General features: G+C 69.9%; 18 protein-coding genes. 11 read left to right on the top strand and 7 right to left on the bottom strand.

The features are described from left to right. The 4 genes from rhaI to rhaM all read left to right on the top strand — a co-directional run. On the top strand, positions 1-1,185 hold a 1,185-nt coding region (gene rhaI, locus U9J41_RS26405), incomplete at its 5' end, for an L-rhamnose catabolism isomerase (protein ID WP_322405156.1). A 197-nt stretch (positions 1,186-1,382) separates the two neighbouring features. Next, positions 1,383-4,088: a glycosyl hydrolase gene (locus tag U9J41_RS26400; RefSeq protein WP_322405155.1), complete on the top strand. Its 2,706-nt coding sequence runs from the start codon at positions 1,383-1,385 to the stop codon at positions 4,086-4,088. 28 nt (positions 4,089-4,116) lie between these two features. After that, entirely contained in the window at positions 4,117-5,322 is a 1,206-nt protein-coding gene (locus tag U9J41_RS26395; RefSeq protein WP_322405154.1) for a glycoside hydrolase family 88/105 protein, read from the top strand. Further along, positions 5,319-5,645, top strand: coding sequence for an L-rhamnose mutarotase (gene rhaM, locus U9J41_RS26390; protein WP_322405153.1), 327 nt, complete (start codon positions 5,319-5,321; stop codon positions 5,643-5,645). Before U9J41_RS26395 ends, rhaM begins: the two co-directional genes overlap by 4 nt. A 139-nt stretch (positions 5,646-5,784) precedes the next feature. Here rhaM and U9J41_RS26385 read toward each other — a convergent pair whose 3' ends face one another. Further along, entirely contained in the window at positions 5,785-6,705 is a 921-nt protein-coding gene (locus U9J41_RS26385; RefSeq protein WP_322405152.1) for an alpha/beta hydrolase, read from the bottom strand. Between the two features lie 47 nt (positions 6,706-6,752). Here U9J41_RS26385 and U9J41_RS26380 point away from each other — a divergent pair, with 47 nt between their 5' ends. The 4 genes from U9J41_RS26380 to U9J41_RS26365 all read left to right on the top strand — a co-directional run bounded on the left by U9J41_RS26380 (position 6,753) and on the right by U9J41_RS26365 (position 11,418). Further along, positions 6,753-7,385: a 3-keto-disaccharide hydrolase gene (locus tag U9J41_RS26380; protein ID WP_322405151.1), complete on the top strand. Its 633-nt coding sequence runs from the start codon at positions 6,753-6,755 to the stop codon at positions 7,383-7,385. A 186-nt stretch (positions 7,386-7,571) separates the two neighbouring features. Further along, on the top strand, positions 7,572-9,278 hold the full coding sequence (locus tag U9J41_RS26375) for a rhamnogalacturonan acetylesterase (protein ID WP_322405150.1): 1,707 nt from the start codon (positions 7,572-7,574) through the stop codon (positions 9,276-9,278). Further along, the gene (locus tag U9J41_RS26370; RefSeq protein ID WP_322405149.1) at positions 9,275-9,976 is read left to right on the top strand and encodes a DUF6250 domain-containing protein; all 702 of its coding nucleotides are present in this window, start codon (positions 9,275-9,277) and stop codon (positions 9,974-9,976) included. The genes U9J41_RS26375 and U9J41_RS26370 overlap by 4 nt, the downstream gene beginning before the upstream one ends. A gap of 14 nt (positions 9,977-9,990) precedes the next feature. Next, positions 9,991-11,418, top strand: coding sequence for a glycoside hydrolase family 88/105 protein (locus U9J41_RS26365; RefSeq protein ID WP_322405148.1), 1,428 nt, complete (start codon positions 9,991-9,993; stop codon positions 11,416-11,418). Positions 11,419-11,421: 3 nt separating this feature from the next. Here U9J41_RS26365 and U9J41_RS26360 read toward each other — a convergent pair whose 3' ends face one another. Together U9J41_RS26360 and U9J41_RS26355 are read right to left on the bottom strand one after the other, a co-directional pair. Beyond that, positions 11,422-12,240 (bottom strand): metallophosphoesterase, encoded by an 819-nt coding sequence (locus U9J41_RS26360; protein WP_322405147.1) that lies wholly within the window; start codon positions 12,238-12,240, stop codon positions 11,422-11,424. Positions 12,241-12,297: 57 nt separating this feature from the next. Continuing rightward, entirely contained in the window at positions 12,298-12,708 is a 411-nt protein-coding gene (locus U9J41_RS26355; RefSeq protein WP_322405146.1) for a hypothetical protein, read from the bottom strand. Between the two features lie 145 nt (positions 12,709-12,853). Between U9J41_RS26355 and U9J41_RS26350 the strand changes: the two genes are divergently transcribed. Continuing rightward, positions 12,854-13,234, top strand: coding sequence for a nuclear transport factor 2 family protein (locus tag U9J41_RS26350; protein ID WP_322405145.1), 381 nt, complete (start codon positions 12,854-12,856; stop codon positions 13,232-13,234). A gap of 6 nt (positions 13,235-13,240) precedes the next feature. Here U9J41_RS26350 and U9J41_RS26345 read toward each other — a convergent pair whose 3' ends face one another. Further along, positions 13,241-14,629, bottom strand: a complete 1,389-nt coding sequence (locus tag U9J41_RS26345) for an NCS2 family permease (RefSeq protein WP_322405144.1) — start codon at positions 14,627-14,629, stop codon at positions 13,241-13,243. Positions 14,630-14,815: 186 nt separating this feature from the next. Continuing rightward, positions 14,816-15,484 (bottom strand): O-methyltransferase, encoded by a 669-nt coding sequence (locus tag U9J41_RS26340; protein ID WP_322405143.1) that lies wholly within the window; start codon positions 15,482-15,484, stop codon positions 14,816-14,818. Positions 15,485-15,567: 83 nt separating this feature from the next. Here U9J41_RS26340 and U9J41_RS26335 point away from each other — a divergent pair, with 83 nt between their 5' ends. Beyond that, on the top strand, positions 15,568-16,215 hold the full coding sequence (locus U9J41_RS26335) for a TetR/AcrR family transcriptional regulator (RefSeq protein ID WP_322405142.1): 648 nt from the start codon (positions 15,568-15,570) through the stop codon (positions 16,213-16,215). Between the two features lie 220 nt (positions 16,216-16,435). On the opposite strand, the gene U9J41_RS26330 is transcribed toward U9J41_RS26335, so the two are convergent. Continuing rightward, positions 16,436-17,911, bottom strand: coding sequence for a tryptophan halogenase family protein (locus U9J41_RS26330; protein ID WP_322405141.1), 1,476 nt, complete (start codon positions 17,909-17,911; stop codon positions 16,436-16,438). Positions 17,912-18,080: 169 nt separating this feature from the next. Here U9J41_RS26330 and U9J41_RS26325 point away from each other — a divergent pair, with 169 nt between their 5' ends. Next, positions 18,081-20,267, top strand: a complete 2,187-nt coding sequence (locus tag U9J41_RS26325) for a glycoside hydrolase family 3 C-terminal domain-containing protein (RefSeq protein ID WP_322405140.1) — start codon at positions 18,081-18,083, stop codon at positions 20,265-20,267. On the opposite strand, the gene U9J41_RS26320 is transcribed toward U9J41_RS26325, so the two are convergent. After that, positions 20,230-21,576: a GMC family oxidoreductase N-terminal domain-containing protein gene (locus U9J41_RS26320; protein ID WP_322405139.1), complete on the bottom strand. Its 1,347-nt coding sequence runs from the start codon at positions 21,574-21,576 to the stop codon at positions 20,230-20,232. The genes U9J41_RS26325 and U9J41_RS26320 overlap by 38 nt on opposite strands. Between the last annotated feature and the right edge of the window lie 84 nt (positions 21,577-21,660).

The following is a 21,660-nucleotide window of genomic DNA, read 5'->3' as shown; positions in this document are numbered from 1 at the left end:
GATATCGAAGAACTGACGGCGCTCGCGCAGCGCTTCGCCGTGGCCGTGCCCAGCTGGGGCGTGGGCACGGGCGGCACCCGCTTCGCGCGCTTCCCGGGCCGCGGCGAGCCGCGCAACGTGTTCGAAAAGCTGGACGACTGCGGCGTGATCAACCAGCTCACGCGCGCCACCCCAAGCGTGTCGCCGCACTTCCCGTGGGACAGGCCGACGGACGCGAAAGAGCTGCGCCAGCACGCGGATGCGCTGGGCCTGGCCTTCGACGCCGTCAACTCGAACACCTTCCAGGACCAGCAGGGCCAGGAACACACGTATAAATACGGCAGCCTCACGTCGCTGAACGCCGCGACGCGCGCGCAGGCCGTCCAGCACAACATCGACTGCATCGAACTGGGACGCGAACTCGGTTCGAGGGCGCTGACCGTGTGGGTCGGCGACGGCGCCAACTTCCCCGGCCAGAGCAACCTGCGCGGCGCGCTGGAGCGCTACCTGGACAGCATGCGCGGCATCTACGCCGCGCTGCCGGACGACTGGAACGTCTTCATCGAACACAAGCTGTTCGAGCCGGCGTTCTACGCGACCACGATCGCCGACTGGGGCACGAGCTTCGCGTGCGCGACCACGCTCGGCCCGAAGGCGAAATGCCTCGTCGACCTGGGCCACCACGCGCCGAACACGAACATCGAGATGATCGTCGCGCGTCTCGCGCAGTTCGGCAAGCTGGGCGGCTTCCACTTCAACGACAGCAAGTACGGCGACGACGACCTGGATTCGGGCTCGATCAACCCGTTCCAGCTGTTCCTGGTCTTCAACGAGCTGGCCGACGCCGCCCTGCGCGAAGGCCCGACGTTCGCGCCGGCGTACATGCTGGACCAGTCGCATAACGTGACCGACCCCATCGAGAGCCTGATGAACAGCGCGGTGGAAGTGCAGCGCGCGTACGTGCAGGCCGCGCTCGTCGACCGCACCGAGCTGGCCGCGCTGCAGGAATCCAACGACGTGCTGCTGGCGGCGCAGGCGCTCAAGACGGCGTACCGCACCGACGTGTCGGCCATCCTCGCGATGGCGCGCGTGCGCGCGGGCGGCGCGGCCGACCCGGTGGCATGCTACCGCGCGAGCGGGTATCGCGACCGCGCGGCGGGCGCACGTCCGGCGAAGGCGGGGGCGAGCAGCAGCGGGATCGTGTGAGGCGCAGCGATTACGAATGAAACGTCGCCCCCGCGATGAAACGTCGCCCCCGCGCAGGCGGGGGGCCGAGTGCTGCGCGCACGCATGGTAACTTGGGTTCCCGCCTGCGCGGGAACGACGGTCGTTCAAAGCAGTCGAACAGTTGCACGCGCCGTTCGTACCGGCGCGTTTCGCCCACTCGCCCCAGGAGTTCCCGCATGAGCCAGCGCTCCCCGCGCATCGCTTTACTGGCGGCCGCGCTGTCGTGCGCCTTCGCCGCGCACGCCGCCGGCCCGGCCGCCACCTTCGCCGACGTCGCCGCGCACCTCCAGGCACCGCCGCCCGACGCCCGTCCCATGATGCGCTGGTGGTGGTTCGGCCCCGCCGTCGCGAAACCCGAGCTGGAACGCGAGATCCTCGCGATGAAGGCCGGCGGCATCGGCGGCTTCGAGATCCAGCCCGTGTATCCGATGGAACTGGACGACGCCGCGCGCGGCATCCATAACGTCCCGTACCTGTCCCCCGAATTCCTCGACGCCGTCGGTTACGCCAACCGCACGGGCCGCGCCAACGGCATGCGTGTCGATATGACCCTGGCCAGCGGCTGGCCGTACGGCGGGCCGCACGTCACCGTCGACGAGGCGGCGGCGCGGCTGCGCCAGGCCGTCGTCGACGTGCCGGCGGGCGCCTCCAGCTTCGCGCTGCCGGCCGTGATGAGCGGCGAAAAGCTCGTCGCGACGTTCGTCGGCGCGGACGTCGACCCCGCGGCGTTGCGGCCGCTTTCCGCCGCGGCCGGCGCCGACGGCCGGGCGCCGATCGCGCCGGCGAACGGTGCGCGCAAGGTCGTCGCCTACATCGCCAGCCGCACGGGCCAGCAGGTCAAGCGCGCGGCGCTGGGCGCGGAGGGCTTCGTGCTCGACCACTTGAGCCGCAAGGCCATCGACCACCATCTCGCCACCGTCGCCGAACCGCTGATGAAGGCGTTCGGCGACGCGCCGCCGTATGCCGTGTTCTCGGACAGCCTGGAGGTCTACAGCACCGACTGGACGGACGACTTCGTGGCCGAATTCAGGAAGCGGCGCGGCTACGATATCGTGCCGCACCTGCCGGCCGTGTTCACGGGCCAGGGGCCGGACGCGGCGGCCGTGCGCCACGACTGGGCCCTGACGCAGACGGAGCTCGTGGAAGAGCGCTATCTGATGCCGATCGACGCCTGGGCGAAACGGCACGGCACGCGCTTCCGCTCGCAGACGTACGGCGAGCCGGCCGTCTCGCTGTCCAGCAACCGCCTCGTCGCGCTGCCGGAAGGCGAGGGGCCGCAGTTCCGCGAATTCTCGTTCACGCGCCTCGCGACGTCGGCCGGCCACTTGTACGGCCGCCCCGTGATCTCGGCCGAGACGTGGACGTGGCTGCACTCGCCCGCGTTCGCCGCGACGCCGCTGGACATGAAGGCGGAAGCCGACCGCATGCTGCTCCAGGGCGTGAACCAGTTCGTGGGCCACGGCTGGCCTTACACGCCGCCCGGCACGCTCGAACCGGGCTACGCGTTCTATGCCGCCGCCGTGTTCAACGACCACAACCCGTGGTGGAACGTGATGCCGGACGTGACGGCCTATCTGACGCGCATGAGCTGGCTGATGCGCCAGGGCGAGCCCGCGAACCAGGTCGCCGTGCTGCTGCCGAACGACGACGTGTACGCGGCCCTCGTGCCGGGCAAGGTGTCGCTGTCGGCGGAGATGCACAAATACGTGACGCCGGCGCTCACGGCCCAGATCCTCGACGCGGGCCAGAACCTCGACTATATCGACGCGCAGGCGATCCTCGCGCTGGGCGTCAGGCATCCCGTGCTCGTGATGCCGCATGTGACGCGGCTCGCGCCCGAGGTGATCGACCGGCTGGCCGACTACGTGCGCGGCGGCGGGAAGATCGTGGCCGTGGGCGGCGCGCCGGCGCTGGCGCCCGGGTATCTGGATGCGGCGCGCGTGTCGGCAAGCGTGGCGGCGAAGGCGAAGGCGCTGTTCGCGAGCCCGAACGTGCGCGTGGTGGCCGACGACAACGCCGTCGGCGCCGCGCTGCAGGCCGTGCTGGCGCCGGACCTGAAGCTGTCGGCGCAGGCGGCCGACGTCGGCTTCGTGCGCCGCCGGCTGCGCGACGCGGATATCTACTTCATCGCCAACACGAGCAACCGCCCCGTGCATGCGGAGGCGAGCTTCGCGGCGGCGCGCAAGGCGGCCGCGTGGATCGATCCGGACAGCGGCCGCATGACGGCGGCCACGCTGCCGGCGCGGCTCGACCTGGCGCCGTACGAATCGCGCGTGCTCGTGCTGGCCGATGCGCTTGCGGCCGCGCCGGCGCCCGCGCCCGTCGCGGCCACGACGGACATCGCGGACCTTGGCCGCGGCTGGACCCTGCGCTTCCCGGGCAGGGCGCAGGCCGTGCGCCTGGACACGCTGCGCTCGTGGACCGACATTGATGCGACCCGCTACTTCTCGGGCGTTGCCACCTACGACAAGGACGTCGAGCTCACGGCCGCGCAATTGAAGTCGCGCCGCATCGTGCTCGATTTCGGCCCGGGCACGCCGCTCGCGTCGACGCCGAAGGTCCCCGCCGGGATGCGCGCGATGTACGAGAGCCCGGTGCGCGAAGCGGCCCAGGTGGTCGTGAACGGACGCCGCGCGGGCGCCGTCTGGCATCCGCCCTATGCCGTCGACGTCACCGCATTCCTGCGGCCGGGCCGCAACCGCATCGAGGTCCAGGTGGGCAATCTTGCGCTGAACGCCCTGGCGGGCCATGCACTGCCGGACTACCGGCTGCTGTGGGCGCGCTACGGCCAGCGCTTCGTCCCGCAGGACACGGCGCTGATCGCGCCGCAGCCGGCGGGCCTGCTGGGTCCCGTCAGGCTGCTGGGCGAGGGCGGGCAATGATCACTACGCAGAACAGGACGAGAACGACATGAAGACGATCCGACGATTTTCCCTGCTGGCCGCGAGCGTCACGCTGGCACTGCCGGCGTGCGCGCAGACCGCGGCCACCTATCCGCTGCCGACGCCGGCCATGCAGGCCATCATCGACAAGGACATCGCGCGCCATTTCGGCGACGCGCCCCTGGACGCCGGCCCGCTCGCGACGGACCTGTCGCCCGAGCTGACGCCGGCCGCCATCGACAAGGTCCTGCGCCGCGTGGCGGACTGGCAGCTGGCGCGCGCCCAACCTTGGTTCTCGCGCATCTGGACCGAGAGCGTGATGTACACGGGCTTCATGGCGGCGTCCGAGGCGACCGGCGACCCGAAATACCGCGACGCGATGCTCGCGATGGCGCGCCACTTCGATTTCCAGGAGCGCTCGCGCCTGCCGAACGCGGACGATCTCTCGGTCGCCCAGACCTATCTCGACCTGTATTTCCAGGAAAAGAACCCGGGCATGCTGACCTTGACGAAGGCCGAGATGGACGACCTGCTGCCGCTGGCGACGCTCAAGCCGAACGATGCGCGCATCCCCTGGTGGTGGTGCGACGCGCTGTTCATGGCCCCGCCGGTATGGGCCAAGATGTACAAGGCGACGGGCGAACGCAAATACCTCGACTACATGCACGTGAACTGGAAGCGCACGTACGACCTGCTGTACGACAAGGGCGAACACCTGTATGCGCGCGACGCCAGCTACAAGGACAAGCGCGAGCCGAACGGCAAGAAGATATTCTGGTCGCGCGGCGAAGGCTGGGTGCTGGGCGGCCTCGCGCGCGTGCTGGACTATGTGCCGGCGGACGATCCGCAGCGCGGCTTCTATGTGCAGCAGCTGCGTGAGATGGCGGACAAGATCGCCTCGCTGCAGGACGCGAACGGCCTGTGGCACGCGGGCCTGCTCGATCCGAAGACCTATCCGCTGCCGGAGCTTTCGGGCTCGGCGCTGTTCGTGTACGGCATGGCGTACGGCGTGAACCACGGCCTGCTCGACGGCGCGAAGTTCCGGCCCGTGATCGCGAAGGCGTGGGCGGGCATCCTCAAGAACGTGTATGCGGACGGCCGCGTCGGCAATATCCAGCAGACCGGCGCCGAGCCGGCGTTCTACCGGCCCACGTCCAGCTATGACTACGGTGTCGGCGGCGTCATGCTCGCGGCCGCGGAACTCAAGCGCATGGCGGCGGGAGGCGCGCGATGAGCGGGCCGGTCGACACCCGTGCGTTCGTCATGCGGCTCAAGGCCGGCAGCGTCGACGAGTACAAGCGCCGCCACGACGATATCTGGCCGGAGCTGGCCGACCTGCTGCGTGCCGCCGGCATCCACGACTATTCGATCTTCCTCGACGAGGACACGCTGCAGCTGTTCGCCGTGCTCAAGCTGCGGCCCGGCCACACGGCCGCCGCGTTGCCGGACCATCCGGTGATGCGGCGCTGGTGGGATCACATGGCGCCCCTGATGGAAGTGGAGCCGGGGAATCGGCCCCGCGAGTGGGCGTTGAAGCAGGTGTTTCATCTGGAGTGAGCCGGCCGGCGCGTTGGCCCGCCGCATTGAAACGTCGCCCCCGCGGAGGCGGGGGCCCAATTTCATGCCGCGCGCCAGTACGAACCTGGGTTCCCGCCTTCGCGGGAACGACGGCTGTTATCGCGGGAACGACGGGGTTTTATTTCGCGGGATCGAGCAACCCCCGCGCCTTCAGCCAGGCCTCCGCCCGTATCGGCCAGTCCGACGCGGTCCCGAGTCCGGCCCGCATCCCCATGCCGTGACCGCCATGCTCGAACAGATACATCTCGGCCGGCACCTTCGCGCGCGTGAGCGCCTGGTAGAACAGGATGCTGTTCTCGACGGGGACCGTGCGGTCTTCCTGCGTGTGGATCAGCAGCGTGGGCGGCGTGGCGGCCGTCACCTGCTTCTCGACCGACATCAGCTGGACGTCCGCCGCGGACGGGTGCGCACCCAGCAGCGCCTTGCGCGAGCCCGCGTGGACGGCCGGGCCATCCATCGTGATGACGGGGTATAGCAGCATCAGGAAGTCGGGGCGGGCGCTGACCTTGTCGAGTTCCGCGCCGGTGCGGCCGAGCGGATGGTCGAACAGCGTGCCGGCGCTGGCCGCCAGGTGGCCGCCGGCGGAGCTGCCCATCACGCCGATGCGGTCGGGGCGGATGTGGTACCGTGCCGCTTCGGCGCGCACGATGCGTACCGCGCGCAGCACGTCGCGCAGCGGGGCCGGATGGCCGAATTCCTGCATCCGGTATTTGAGCACGAAGCTCGTGATGCCGAGCGTGCCGAGCCACGCCGCGTACTGCTCGCCCTCGCGCTGCGTGGACAGCCGCACGTAGCCGCCGCCCGGGCAGATGATGACGGCCGTGCCGTTCGGGCGGTCGACGGCGGGGCCGTACACGGTCAGCGTCGGTTCGCTGACGTTGGCGATGTGGCCGTTCTCGACGTGTTCGGGGCCGAGTCCCGGCTTCGCGTCCGGTACGCCCTCGGGCCACAGCGGGATCACGGCGGTGGCCGGGATTTGCGGCGCGGCGCGGGCCGCGTCGACGGGGCCGGCGAGGAGGGCGCCGGCGACGAGTTTCATGCAAAGTCTCCTGTTTTCATTCGAACGATTCATCGTGAGGTCCTGACATGGTAAAGCTTGGGTGGTTCGGCGGCGCGCTGTTGTGCGCGGGCCTGGTGGGGTGTGCGACGACGACGGCGCCGGTGGCCGGCGCGCTCGGCGCACTGGATATCGTGACGACGCCGGCGGCGCGGCTGGACGGCGTCTGGCAGGCGCGCGACGGCGGCGTCATCGCCGTGGCGGGCAAGCCTTCCGGCTTCATCGCCACGCGCGCCACGTACACGGATTATCGCCTGCACGTGGAATGGCGCTGGCCCGGCAAGCCGGGCAACGGCGGGGTGCTGCTGCACGTGGCGTCCGGACCGAAGGACGGCGTCTGGCCCTACAGCATCCAGGTGCAGACGAAACACGGCGCCGCGGGCGACCTGCTGCCGATGGCCGGCGCCACGTTCAGCGAGCCGCTGACGAGCGCCCCGGGCGCCTACCCCGCGATCAAGGCGCACACCGCGCCCGACAGCGAGCGCGCACCGGGCGAGTGGAACAGCATGGACGTGCTGGTGCGCGGCGGCTGCGTCGACGTGACGATCAACGGCGTGCGCCAGAACAGCGTCACGATCGCGCAGCCGGCGACGGGCCGCATCGGCTTCCAGCTCGAAGGCACGCCGTACGAGCTGCGCAACCTGCGCGTCGAGCGCCTGTAACGCGCCGGCGCCGGCGCTCGCCGCGGGTGGGCGCATGGGTGGTCTCCCTTTGTTCGGATCCGCCCATTGTTGCAGCGGCCGTGATCGCCAACCGATCATTTTCCTGATTCTTTGGCTGGACCGGTTTTGACGGGCGACGCCGCTCGCATAGAATGCATCGCAGAACAACGAGACCGGACCCCCGCCATGCCGCTGCTTTCCCCGATGTTTTCCCCGCTGTTTTCGCGGTTGATGCGCACCGCCGCGCTCATCCTCCTGTCCATCGGCTGCGCCCACGCCCAGGCCCTGCCGCCCGCCGTCAATACGGATCCGGCGCGGGCCCAGGTCACGCTGCCGGAGCCCGCGAACCCGCACCTGCCGTCGCTGATCCTGATCGGCGATTCCACGGTCCGCAACGGCCGCGACGACGGCCAGGGCAAGGGCGCGGCCGGCCAGTGGGGCTGGGGCAATCCGATCGCCGCCTGGTTCGATCCGACGAAAGTCAACGTCGTCAACCGCGCGGTCGGCGGGCTGTCGAGCCGCACGTACATCACGAGCGGCCACTGGGAGCGCACGCTGGCCTTCGTCAAGCGCGGCGACATCGTCGTCATGCAGTTCGGTCACAACGACGCCGGCCCCGTCAACGACACGAGTCGCGCGCGCGGCACGATCCGCGGCACCGGCGACGAGGCGCAGGAGATCGACAACCTGCTCACGCACAAGCACGAGGTGGTGCACAGCTACGGCTGGTATCTGCGCAAATTCGTGGCCGACATCCGCGCGAAGGGCGCCACGCCCGTCATCTGCTCGCCGATCCCGCACAAGCAGTGGGACGCGGCCGGCCATGCGAAGCGCGACAAGGACACGTACGGCGGCTGGGCCGCGGCCGTCGCCAGGGCCGAAGGCGTCGGCTTCATCGACCTGAACGAGGGCATCGCGCGCCGCTACGACGCGCTGGGCATGGACGCGGTCAGGCAGCTGTTCCCGCAGACGGTGCCGGACGAGCACACGCACACCAACTGGGCCGGCGCCGTGTTGAACGCGGGCGTCGTCGTACAGGGACTCGAGGCGCTGGGCGATCCGCGCATCGCCGCGTGGCTGAAGCCGCAGCCGCCGGCGAACCCGCAGCCGCCGGTGCGCGAGGACGAGCGCCCCGTCGTGGATGCCCGCACCGTGCATGACGAGGCGCCGCGCGACGCGAGCCTGCCGACCTTGTACCTCGTCGGCGATTCGACGGTGAAGAGCGGCGGCATGCGCGGCATGATCGGCTGGGGCGAGCGCATCGCGCCCTACTTCGACGCCAGCAAGATCAATGTGGTGAACGCCGCCATCGGCGGCCGCAGCAGCCGCACGTATTTCACGGAAGGCCGCTGGGACAAGGTGCGCGACCAGCTCAAGCGCGGCGACGTCGTGCTGATCCAGTTCGGCCACAACGACGGCGGCCGCATCGGCGACCCCGCGATGAAGAACCGCGCGTCGGCGCCGGGCATCGGTCCGGACACCGTGGAAGACACGCGGCCGGACGGCAGCAAGGAACAGGTGCACAGCTTCGGCTGGTACATGGCGCGCTATGTGGCGGACGCGAAGGCGAAGGGCGCGACCGTGGTCCTGCTGGCGCCCGTGCCGCACCGCGACCGCTGGCAGGAAGGCCGCGACTTCGCGACGTTCGCCGACTGGGACCGCCAGGTGGCCGCGGCCGGCGGCGCGCAATTCATCGACCTCACGCTGCTCGTGGCGGACGGCTACAAGCGGCTCGGGGCGGAGCGCGTGAACGCCTTGTTCGCCGATGCGCGCACGCACACGAATGCGGCCGGCGCCGCGTTCAACGCGGAGCGTGTCGTGGCCGGGCTGAAGGCGCTGCCGGGCAATCCGCTCGGGCCGTATTTTGCCGCCAGCGCGGCGGCGGTGCAATGAGGCGCACGCTCGCCGCGCTGGCGGCATTGGCTGCGCTGACCGGACAGGCCGATGCGGCCGCACCCGCGGCGTGCACGAACTGGGGCAAGCCGGGCGCGATACTCGTCCGTGACAATTTCAGCGGACCGCTCGCGGGCTATGTGGCCGAGTATGCGCGCAAGCCCGGCAACGTCGTCGCGAACCGCGACGGCCGGCTGCTGATGGACGTCGACGGCGGCGCCACCGTGTGGCTGGACAGGCCGCTGTCCGGCAACCTGCTGATCGGTTTTACGCGCCGCGTCGTCGTCGCCGGCGGCAAGAACGACCGGCTGTCCGACCTGAACGTGTTCTGGATGGCGCGCGATCCCGCGCGCGCCGGCCTGTTCACGCGCAGCGGCAAGTTCGAGGACTACGACGATCTCGCCATGTACTACGTGGGCATCGGCGGCAACCGCAACAAGACGACGCGCCTGCGCCGCTACGGCGACGGCGCGCGCAAGCTCGTCGGCGAATACGTCGATGCCCCGCACCTGCTCGTGCCGAACCGCGACTACCGCATCGAGATCGCGGTGTACGACGGCTGCACGCGCGTGCGCGTGGACGGCGCGGACTGGTTCACGTACCGCGACCCGCATCCGCTCACGGCCGGCTACCTGGGGTTCCGCACGACGTGGTCGCGCCAGACGGTGGACGACCTGACCATACAACGACTCGAATAAGCAGGAGACGCTTGATGAACCGATCGAAGCCGCGCCACAGGCTGGCGCTCGCGCTGGCCGCCGCCGTCGCGCTGGACGCATCCGCCCAGCAGGCCCCGGCCCCGCAGGAAAAAGGCCCGGTCGCGGCCGACGCCATGCTGCACGCGCTCGAAGTGCATTACCCGACCCCGTACCGCGCGATGGACGCGGCCGAGGTCAAGGCCGTGCTGGACCGCGTGTTCGACTACCTGGACAAGGTCACCCCGGCGGACGTCATCGACAAGACGACGGGCGCGCCGATCACGGACCTGGGCCGGCCCGACCCGAACGCCGTGCTGAAGCCGGGCGACTTCCGCCTGACGAGCTATGAATGGGGCGTGACGTACTCCGGCATGCTGGCCGCCGGCGCGGCCACGGGCGACCGCCGCTACACCGACTACGCGATCAAGCGGCACCAGCTGCTGGCCACGCTGACGAAAACCTATCTGCCGGGCGTCATGGCGGACCGCGAGCACACGGCGGCCCCGATCAAGAGCTTCCTGAACCCGCACGCGCTGGACGACGCCGGCGCCTTGTGCGAGAGCTTCCTGAAGGCGAAGCTGGGCGAGGGCGGCGTAAAGTCGCCGGTCGATTACACGCAGATGATCGGCGTCTGCGGCGATTTCGTCACGAAGAAGGAATACCGGCTGAAGGACGGCACCCTGGCGCGGGGCGGCCCGGACGGCCACGGCGGAACCAGGATGCGCCCGCTGCCGGACACGCTCTGGCTGGACGATATGTTCATGGGCGTGCCGACCATCGCCTACCTGGGCAAGGCGACGGGCGACCGGCGCTACTACGACGACGCGGCGCGCCAGGTACTGCAGTTCTCGAAGCGCATGTTCAATCCGCGCCTCGGCATCTACATGCACGGCTACGTCGAGGGCATGCGCGACCATCCGGAAATGCACTGGGCGCGCGCGAACGGCTGGGCCGTGATGGCCATGGTCGAGGTGCTCGAGGTGCTGCCGAAGGACCACAAGGACTACAAGGCCGTGCTCGGGCAACTGCGCGCCCACATCAAGGGCCTCGCCAGCTACCAGTCCAAGGACGGCTTCTGGCACCAGCTGATCGACCGCGACGACACCTACGAGGAGACGTCGGCCACGGCGATCTACGCCTACGCCATCGCGCGCGCCGTCAACCGGGGCTATGTCGACGCGCAGGCCTACGGGCCGATGGCGAACCTGGCGTGGGACGCCGTCGCGAGCCGGGTGCGGCCGAACGGGCAGATCGACGGCACCTGCGTGGGCACGGGCATGGCGTTCGATCCCGCGTTCTACGCCTACCGGCCGACCAGCGTGAAGGCGGCGCACGGCTACGGTCCCACGCTGCTGGCGGGCGCCGAGATCATCGCGCTGAACCGCAAGTTCAAGTTCGGGATGAACGACAGCGCCCTGATGTACCAGGGCGTGCGCGACTGACCGTCAGACCTCGATCACGAGGTCGGGGCGGAACGCGGCCTGCTCGCCCTTGCTCGCATAGCCGAGCGGATTCGCGACGACGCGGCAGCGCCAGCCGGTGCCTTCGACGACGTAATCGTTCGCGCAATGCAGGTGCCCGTGCATCCACACGTCGGCGAACGGCAGCAGGTCGTCCAGCGCGTTGCAGAAGCCTGCGGTGCCGGGCGAGATGCCGTAGCGCGGATCGGCGCTGCGCAGCGTCGGGGCGTAATGGGTGACGGCGATGGTGGTGCCGTCGAACGGGGTCGCCAGCGCGGCGCGCAGCCAGGCCTGGCACTCGAACGCCAGTTCGCGCTGGCCCTCGGCCAGCAGCGGCTCGCCGTCCACCAGCGTCGTGTTCCCGCTCAGGTAGTAATTCGCGGCGCGGAAGGCTTTTTCGCGCTGCTTGAGCTGGCGCGTGATGTCGGTCTCGCCGGACGCCAGCGCGTCGAAGTCGGCCCACAGCGTGGTGCCGATGAAGCGTACGGCGCCGATCGTGACGGTGGCGCGGTCGAGCCACGTGATGTCGAGCGCGGCGCACGTCGCGCGCAGGCGGGCCTGCGTGGCGTCGAAATCGAGGCCGTCGAATTCGTGGTTGCCGGGCACGTACAGCACGCGCGCGCCGGCGCCCGTGTGGGCGGGTGCGAACCGGGCGAGGCCGAAGTCGTCGGTGACGAGGCGCGAACGGGCCTGGTACGAGCCGATGTCACCGGCGAGGACGACGACGTCCGTGTCGGCAAGGATGGTCGGCTGGAACCCGGGATCGCGTTCGAGGTGGAGGTCGGAGAAGAGCTGGATGCGCATCGCCGGAGTATACCGTCTTCCGGCATGGCCCCGCCGCGCGCATCCGGGTACGGCGGCTTACTTGCCGGCCGCGTTCTGCATCTTCTCGCCCGCGCGCTCCAGGCCGCGGCCGGTGGCGGCCGTCGCATCCTTCGCGCCTTCCTTCACGTTCTGGGCGGCTTCGTGCGAGTCCTGGCGCACCTCGGCGCCGGCCTGCTGCATCTGGTCGCCGGCGCGGTCGGCCGCGGCCTTCACGTTCGCGTTGGCCTGCTCGGCCGCTTCCTTCGCGTTCTGGCCGGCCTGCACGGCGGCGGCGTTGGCGTTGGCGGCGGCCTCCTTCGATTCCGCGGCGGCCTTGGCGCCGGCGTCGTCGAGGGCCTTGCCCGCTTCCTGGGCCGGACCCATGCCGTTCTTGTCCTCGGCCTTGTGGCAACCCGTGACCAGCACGGCGACGGCCAGCATGATGCTCGAAATGGTGGTGGCTTTCATGAAGTTCTCCTGTAGGAAGTTGTCACTTAGATTACACAATCCCGGAAAGATGCGGCGTACGATACGGCCGCGCCGGCCCGCCGCTTGTCAGGGCGCCGCGCCGGTGGCACGATGCCCCCTTCCGGATGACGACGAGGAGAACACCGTGAACGACACGACCACATTGAAAGAAACGGCGACCGCCTTCCTGCGGTTGACGGCCAGCGGGCAAGTCGACGACGCGTTCGCGCGCTACGCGGCGCCGGGATTCCGGCACCACAATCCGTATTTCGCGGCGGACGTCGCGACCTTGCGGGCGGCGATGAAGGAGAACGCGGTGCGTTTTCCGCACATGGTGTACGAGGTGCAACGCGCGATCGCCGAGGGCCCGCTGGTGGCCGTGCACGCGCGTGCCGTGATGGAAGAGGGGGGAATGGAGCTGGCGACCGTCCACATCCTGCGCTTCGAGGAGGGACGCATCGCCGAGATGTGGGACATCGCCCAGGCGGCGCCCGTCCCGATGGCGAACCGGGACGGGATGTTCTGACGCGACTCAGATCGCCCAGCCGCCCGCGTAGAACACGGCCAGCGCGACGGCGATGCTGACGGTGCCGAAGTTCAGCTTGCGCCATTCGCCGGCCAGCACGCGGCCGATCACGAGCGTGCAGAAGCCCAGCATGATGCCGGTCACGATATTGCAGCTCAGCAGAATGAACACGGCGCACACCAGGCCGGACAGCGCATCCAGCTTGTCGTCCATGTTCATGTGCGCGACGCTGCTCAGCATCAGCAGGCCGACGTACATCAGCGCCGGCGCGGTGGCATACGACGGCACCAGGCCGGCCAGCGGCGAGAAGAAGATCAGCACGAGGAACAGCAGGCCGACGACGGTCGCCGTCAGGCCGGTGCGGGCGCCGGCCGCGGTGCCGACACCCGATTCGATGTAGGCCGCGGCGGGGGCGCCGCCGACCAGGCTCGAAAAGATCGAGCTCAGCGAATCGGCCGTGAGCGCCTTGCCGCCGTTGTGGATGTAGCCGCGCGCATCGACCTGGCCCGCCTGGCCGGCGACGGCGCGGATGGTGCCGGTGGCGTCGAACACGGCGGTCATCACGAGCGCCAGCACGCTGGGCAGCACGGCCGCGGTCAGCGCGCCCTTGATGTCCATGGCGCCGATCAGCGATGCGTGGCCCGGCGCGCTCAGTTGCGGCCAGGAGAAGATGCCGGTGAAGTGCACCTTGGGGTCGAACGCCAGGCCGAGGACCGAAATGGCGATCACCACCAGCAGGATCCCGCCCGGCACCTTGCGCTGTTCCAGGCCGAAGATGGCCGCCAGGCCGATGATGCTCATCACCACCGGGAAGGCGGTCACATGGCCCAGCGCCACCGGCAGGCCGGCGCCCGCGTTCTTGACGATCAGGCCGACGTCGCTGGACGCGATCATCAGCAGGAACAGGCCGATACCCACGCCGGTGCCGTGCGCCACGCCGGCCGGCAGGTTCTGCAGGATCCACGAGCGCACGCCGGTCACGGAAATCGCCGTGAAAATCAGGCCCATCAGGAACACGGCGCCCAGCGCGACGGCGGGCGTGAGGCCTTTGCCCAACACGAGGCCGAAGGCGGTGAACGCGGTCAGCGAAATGGCGCAGCCGACCGCGATCGGCAGCCGCGCCCACAGGCCCATGAGCAGCGAACCGAATGCCGCGGTCAGGCACACGGCGACGAAGACGGCGCTGACGTCGAACCCCGCCTGGCCCAGCATGCCCGGCACGACGAACACGGAATACACCATGGCGAGGAAGGTGGTGATGCCGGCCACGACCTCCCGCCGTTGCGTGCTGCCGCGCGCGGTGATCTGGAAATACTGGTCGATCTTGCCGGCAGTGGCAGGCGGGGAGGTGAAAGCATCTTCGCGCTCGATGCGCTGGAGTTGAGGCTGGGACATGCGGCTGCTCCTGTGTTATGGCCCGTCGCGCGCCGCGTGGACGCGTCGTCGGGTGTCTCGTCGTTATGAGTCTAGAAGCTTAGGCCCGAAGTCAAGCGGAAGGACATGCGGCGGGTGCATAGGGACTATACGGAAATCAGTATTGCCTTTGGGCCGCAATGGACTTTTTTGCATGTCTTTCCGGCATCAGGCGAGGCGCACGGACAGCTCGACGTCGGTCCCGAACGGCATCGACAGATAGCCGGACGCCGGATCGCGCACGCGTGCGAGGTAGTCCGGACTGTGGTCGGCATTGTCGGCCACGATGGCGGCGCCGGGCCGCAGGTGCGCTTCGAGCAGGCCCAGGATCTCCGGATAGAGGGCCTTGGCGCCGTCCAGCAGCACGAGGTCGATCGCGGCGGGCAGGTCGGCGGCCAGCGTGTGCAGCGCGTCGCCGGTGCGGATCTCGACGAGGTCGGCAAGGCCCGCTTCGGCCAGGTTGGCGCGCGCCCGCTCGACCTTCGCCGGCTCGAACTCGCTCGTGACGAGCCGGCCGCCGCCATTGTCGCGCAGCGCGGCGGCGAGGTGGATGGTCGAGATGCCGAACGACGTGCCGAATTCGACGATCGCCCGGGCGCGGCCGGTGCGCGCCAGCATGTAGAGCAGGGTCCCCGTGTCGCGCGCGACCGGCAGCGCGGCATCCTTGAGGCGGGCGTACAGGTCGCGGTAATCCGTCTTGCTGCGCATGAGACGCGCGACTTCCGCCTGCGGCACGTCGCCGAAGAGCGCCTGCGGCGACTGGGCGTCCGCGTCGGCGAACAGGCGTGCCAGCAGCGGCGCGACGGGCGGGGTGGTGAGGGTGTTCGTGCTGTGCATCGTGGTTCCTTGTGGTGGGTGAGTGACCCGGTTATTATGCGAATAATCCTTCAGGTTTTCTATTCGCATTTCGGAACACACCCATGACCGCACGCCGCCGCCCCCAGATCGCCTCGCGCAAGCAGCCCAGGCAGGCCCGTTCCAACGACCTCGTCGCGGCCGTGCTGGAAGCGGCCCTTCAGGTTTTGGCGACCGAAGGCGCGCACCGCTTCACGACGACGCGCGTGGCGGAAAAGGCGGGGGTGAGCGTCGGCTCGCTGTACCAGTACTTCCCGAACAAGGCCGCGATCCTGTTCCGCCTGCAGAGCGACGAGTGGAACCGCACGACGGCGATGCTGTGCGCGATCATCGACGACGCGGGCACGCCGCCGCTGGAACGGCTGCGGTCGATGGTGCACGCGTTCGTGCGGTCGGAATGCGAGGAAGCGGCGATGCGCGTGGCGCTGAACGATGCGGCACCGCTGTACCGGGATGCGCCGGAGGCCAGCGCAGCGCGTGCGGCCGGCGAGGCGGCCATCGCGGCGTTCATGCGCGAGACGCTGCCGCGCGCATCGCCGGCGACGCGCGCGCTGGCGGCCGACCTGTTGATGGACACGTTCACCGCGGTCGGCAAGCAGTTCTCGGAGCGGTCGCGCACCCCGGACGAGATCGCGGCCTATGCCGACGCGCTGGCGGACATGCTGTGCGCGTGGCTGGAGCGGCTGGCGGCGCGGTCGGGTCCATCCGACTGATACGACGAAAAAGCGCAATGTCCGAGATCATTTGCACGTCGCGTCCCCGGGCCGGGCGCCCTCTTGGCGGGGACCCGATCCTGCGCGGGCGGCCTCCCGGACTCGGATTCCCGCCTCCGCAGGAACGACGTATAAATTGATGCCGCCGGCCTTTCGTCAGCCAGCGGTAGGGTGGGCGTTCGAGGCCGGGGGCCTCAAACGAAACGTGCCCACGCGGGCGTCAGCGCCTCAGCACGCGCGCCAGATAGTCCTCGTGCGTGGACACCGACCCGACCGCGTCGGCCAATTGGCGCGCGCGCTCGCGCACCCATTCGAGCGACTTCTCGGCGGGTATCTGGTTGAACGTGGGATCGCTGCGCTCGGGCCAGTTGTGCATGCCGGCGTGGATCGCGAGCCAGCTGTGGCCATCGAAGCCTTCCTCGTCGTACTGGTGCAGCGTGCCGGTCTGGCGCCACGCGTGCAGCTTGTACGCCAGCGTCTCCGGCAGTTCCGTGGCCGCCATCGCGGTCCAGAACGGCGTGTCGCGGCGGCCCGTCAGGCAGTAGTGCATGAGGATGAAGTCGCGGATGCGTTCGAACTGGTGCACGAGGCCCGTGTTGTACGCATCGATGGCCGCCGGCGCGACGGTGCCGCCCCGCTGCAACAGCGTCATCAGGCGGCCGATCCCGACCTGCACGAGGTAGATGCTGGTCGATTCGAGCGGTTCCAGAAAGCCCGTCGAGAGGCCGATGCCGACCACGTTGTGGGACCAGAAGCGGGCCCGGTGGCCGGTCGTGAAGCGCAGCAGGCGCGGTTCCGCCAGCGGTTCGCCGTCGAGCTGCTGCAGCAGCTGCTCGCGCGCCTTGTCCTCGTCGATGAAGCGGCTGGAGAACACGTGGCCGTTGCCGGTGCGGTCCTGCAGCGGGATGCGCCACGCCCAGCCCGCGTCCAGCGCCGTCGCGCGGGTATAGGGCGTGAGGCCGGCGCCGACGCGCGCGGACGGGCACGCCCAGGCGCGGTCGACGGGCAGCCAGCGGCTGAAGTCGACGAACGGCTCGTCCAGTGTGCGGCCCAGCAGCAGCGACGTGAAGCCGGAACAATCGATGAACAGGTCGGCCCCGACGACGCGGCCGTCGTCCAGCGTGAGCGAGGCCACGCCGCCGTCCTGGCGGCGCGCCACGTCCACGACCTTGCCCTCGGTGCGGCGCACGCCGCGCGCGATCGCGATGTCGCGCAGGAACCGCGCATACAGGTTGGCGTCGAAGTGGTAGGCGTAGTTGAAATGCGCGGCGTCCTTGCCGGGCGCGCAGAAGCGGTCGTTCAGCGCCATCACCGTCGGCAGGCATTGTTCGCCGAACGCGGGCAGGCCGGCGTCCACGTGGCGGCGATACTGGCCCCACAGCGCGTCGGGGCCGGCCAGCTGGCCGAAGTCGCCGAACGTGTGGTAATAGTCTTCGCCGCGCACGCGCCAGTCGCGGAACTTGATCCCCAGTTTATAGGTGCCGTTGGTGGCGCGCAGGAAGTCGGCTTCCGGGATGCCGAGGATCTGGTGGTAGGCGCGGATCGACGGGAAGGTGGCTTCGCCGACGCCGACGATGCCGATGTCCTCCGATTCCACCAGTTCCACCGTCGTGCCCTTCAGGCCCGTGGCGAGGGCTGCCGCGGTCATCCACCCGGACGTGCCGCCGCCGAGGACCACGATGCGTTCGTAAGTCATGCTGTCTCCTGATGATATGCATGGTGATTGTACTGATGTGTTTACGGCATGCAAGAAACTTTTAGCGTAGGACGCCAAGTTTTGGGCGAGTGTTGTGAAAACGGTTTCATCGCTGGGGTATCATGTTGATGTTCGCGCTAACAAAAAACGTTTACAAAAGGAGACACGCATGCAGACGAACATGATCCGCGCCACGGCGCTGGCCGCCGCCCTGTGCGCTTGCGCGGCGCTGCCGGCGCGCGCGGCCGGCTACCCGTTCCAGGACCCGAACCTGGCGCCGCAGCAGCGCATCGCCAACATCCTGTCCTTGATGACGCCCGACGAAAAGATCGCCGCGCTGTCGACGGATTCCGGCGTGGCGCGCCTCGGCATCCCCAGCTTCGGCAGCACCGAGGGCATCCACGGCGTCGTGCAGCGCGGCGAGAGCAAGCGCCAGCGCGAGCCGATCACGACGACGCAATTCCCGCAGCCGCCCGGCATGGGCGCCAGCTGGGACCCCGACCTCGTGCGCGAGGCCGGCGCGGTGCAGTCGACCGAAGCGCGCTACATCACGCAGAGCGCGCGGTACAGGCATCCGATGCTGATGCAATGGGGCCCGCAGTCCGATCTCGCGCGCGACCCGCGCTGGGGCCGCAGCGAGGAGGTGTACGGCGAAGACCCGTTCCTCGTCGGGACGATGGCGACGGCGTTCACGCGCGGCATCCAGGGCGACGATCCGAAGTACTGGCGCGGCGCCGCGCTGCTCAAGCACTTCCTCGCCAACAGCAACGAGAACGGGCGCGGCAACTCGTCGTCCGATTTCGATGAGCGCCTGTTCCACGAATACTATGCGGCGCCGTTCCGCATGGCGTTCCAGGAGGGCGGCGCGCGCGCGCTGATGGCGTCGTACAACGCCTGGAACGGCACGCCGATGGGCGTGCATCCCGTACTGCGCAAGCTCGTCATCGGCGCATGGGGCGCGGACGTGGTCTCCAGCGACGGCGGCGCGATCGGCAACCTGGTGAAACTGTATAAACGGTATCCGGACCAGAAGGCGGCGGCCGTCGCGGCGCTGAAGGCCGGCATCAACCAGTACCTCGACAAATACCAGGACGAGCTGCGCGCCGCGCTGAAAGACGGCACGATCACCGTGGCCGACCTCGACGACGCGCTCGCGCGCAAGTTCCGCACGACGATCAGGCTGGGTCTCATCGATCCGCCGGCCGGCAATCCGTACGCCGCGATCGGGGACGGTCCGGCCCCGTGGGACGGCGCGGCGCACAAGGCGGTGTCGCTGCGCATGGCGCTGGAATCCATCGTGCTGATGAAGAACGACCACCACGCGCTGCCGCTGGACAAGGAGCGCATCAAGCGCATTGCCGTGATCGGCCCGCACGCGGACAGCGTGCACTGGGACTGGTACGGCGGCCTGCCGCCATACAAGGTGACGGCGCTGGCGGGCATCAAGGCCGCCGTGGCCCCGGACGTGAAGGTGACCTATGCGTTCGACAACGCCGACGACGCGGCCGTGAAGGCGGCGCGCGAGGCGGACGTGGCCGTCGTAGTCGTCGGCAACGACCCGACCTGCGGCCCGGACATGGCGCACGAGTGGACCGACGCCGGCACGAAGCCCTGCGCCGATCCGGGCGACGGCCGCGAGGGCCGCGACCGCGCAACGCTGGCGCTCGCGCAGGAAGGGCTGGTCAAACAGGTTCTGGCGGCGAATCCGCGCACGGTGATGGTGCTCGTGTCGAGCTTCCCGTACACGATCAACTGGTCGAAGGCGCACGTGCCCGCGATCGTGCAGATGGCGCATGCGTCGCAGGACCAGGGCACGGCGCTCGCGCAGGTGCTGTTCGGCGCCTACAACCCGGGCGGGAAGCTCGTGGCGACGTGGCCGGCGGCCGAATCTCAGCTGCCGCCGATGCTGGACTACGACATCCGCCACGGCCGCACGTATATGTATTTCAAGGGCACGCCGCTGTTCCCGTTCGGGCACGGCCTGTCCTACACGACGTTCAAGTATGCGAAGCTGCGCACGAGCGCGCCGGCGCTGGCGCCCGACGGCAGCGTGGAGGTCGACGTCGACGTCGGCAACACGGGCAAGGTCGCGGGCGACAGCGTCGTCGAACTGTACGCGGCGTGGCCGCAGTCGAAGGTCGAGCGGCCGCGCCAGGCCCTCGTCGGCTTCCGGCGCGTGCACCTCGAGCCGGGCGAGACGCGCACCGTGCACATCCCCCTCGCGGCGCAGCGTCTCGCCTACTGGAACACGCAGGCGGGCCGGTTCGAGGTCGAGGCCGTGCCCGTCAAGCTGATGGTCGGCGAGTCGTCGGCCGACATCAGGCTGACGGCGACGCTGCCGGTGCGTCCACGCTGAGCGCGTGGCCGGATGCCTCGGCCAGGTGGCGGCCGAGGCGCCAGCCCAGGCACAGCAGGGTAAGGGTCGGCGGCAGGCCCCACGGATCGGGGATCACGGACGCGTCGCACACATACAGGCCGGGCGCGGTCGTGCGCAGGTCTCCGTCCAGCGTCCGGCCGATGCGCACCGTGCCGCCGGGATGCGCGGCGAAGTGGTGGCTGGCGAAGACGTGGCGCGCGCCGGCCTCCGCCAGGACGCCGCGCGCCATGCCGATGCCGTGGTCGAGCCGGCGCCGGTCGGCCGCATCGAGGGTCTTGTCGACCCAGCGGGGGCCGACGTTGCCGCGGATCTCGTCGCGGATCTTGACCATGATCGTGAGCGTGCGGCCGTGCGCGAACAGGCGGTCGACGCGGCCCGCCTGCGCCGCGAACGCCTGGTACATGGGACGCGGCAGCGTCAGGTCGGCCAGCGTGACGCCGGCGTCCGGATCGGCCATGCCGGCCGCCATCGGCACCTCGGCGCCGCCGCCCTCGATGCCGTCGGCCGTGCCCATCACGGCCACGACGGGATCGCTGAAGAACGGGACGGGGCCGGCCAGCAGCCTCGACGCCTGGAGGATGCGCGGACTGCCGATGCCCCCGGCCGCCAGCACCACCAGGCCGGCGCGGAATGTCTGCGTGCGGCCGTCGACGACGGCTTCGACGCCGGCCGCGCGGCCGCCGTCCAGCAGCACGCGGGTCACGCGCGCGTCCGTCAGCAGGGTCGCGCCGTGCGCGCGGGCGTCGTCGACCAGTTCGCGCGCCGACCACTTGGCGCCGAACGGGCAGCCGTAGACGCAGCGCCAGCATCCGGTGCGGCAGGCGGCCGGGCGGATCATCTTGTCCAGCTTGTGCCACGGAAGACCGCTGGCGTGCGCGGCCGCCATGATGCGTGCGGCCATGGGGCCGACGAGACCGTCCGGCAGCGGCGCCATCGGCAATTCCGCGCGCCACGCGGCGAGGGCGGGCGCCAGGTCGATGCCGTGCGCGGCGAACATGGCGGCCGGCGGCGGCGCGGCAGTGGCGAAGTTGATCGTCGACGTGCCGCCCGTCGTCAGCGCCCGCACGAGCAGCGACAGGTCGCGGTGCAGGAACGCGCCCTTGCCGGGAACGGCCGCCATGCCGGCCATCTGCGCCAGCGTGCCGGCGAGCGGGGCGTCGCCGCCCGCTTCCAGCATCAGCACGCGCGCGCCGGCCCGCGCGAGTTCGCGCGCGACGCTGGCGCCGCCGGGGCCGGTGCCGGCCACGATGGCGTCGAAGGAGGAGGGTGGGGAGGGTGGGGGCCGCATCGCGATATTGTACTGCGGCCCGCCGTGTCGACCGGGCGCGGCGGCCCTGTCGACCTACGGGATCGATGCGGCCGCTGTCATCGC

The organism is Massilia luteola (assembly GCF_034420155.1).
Lineage (GTDB): Bacteria > Pseudomonadota > Gammaproteobacteria > Burkholderiales > Burkholderiaceae_D > Telluria > Telluria luteola.
Note: the sequence above shows the minus strand (reverse complement) of the source record. Positions and strands in the feature narration are given on the sequence as shown.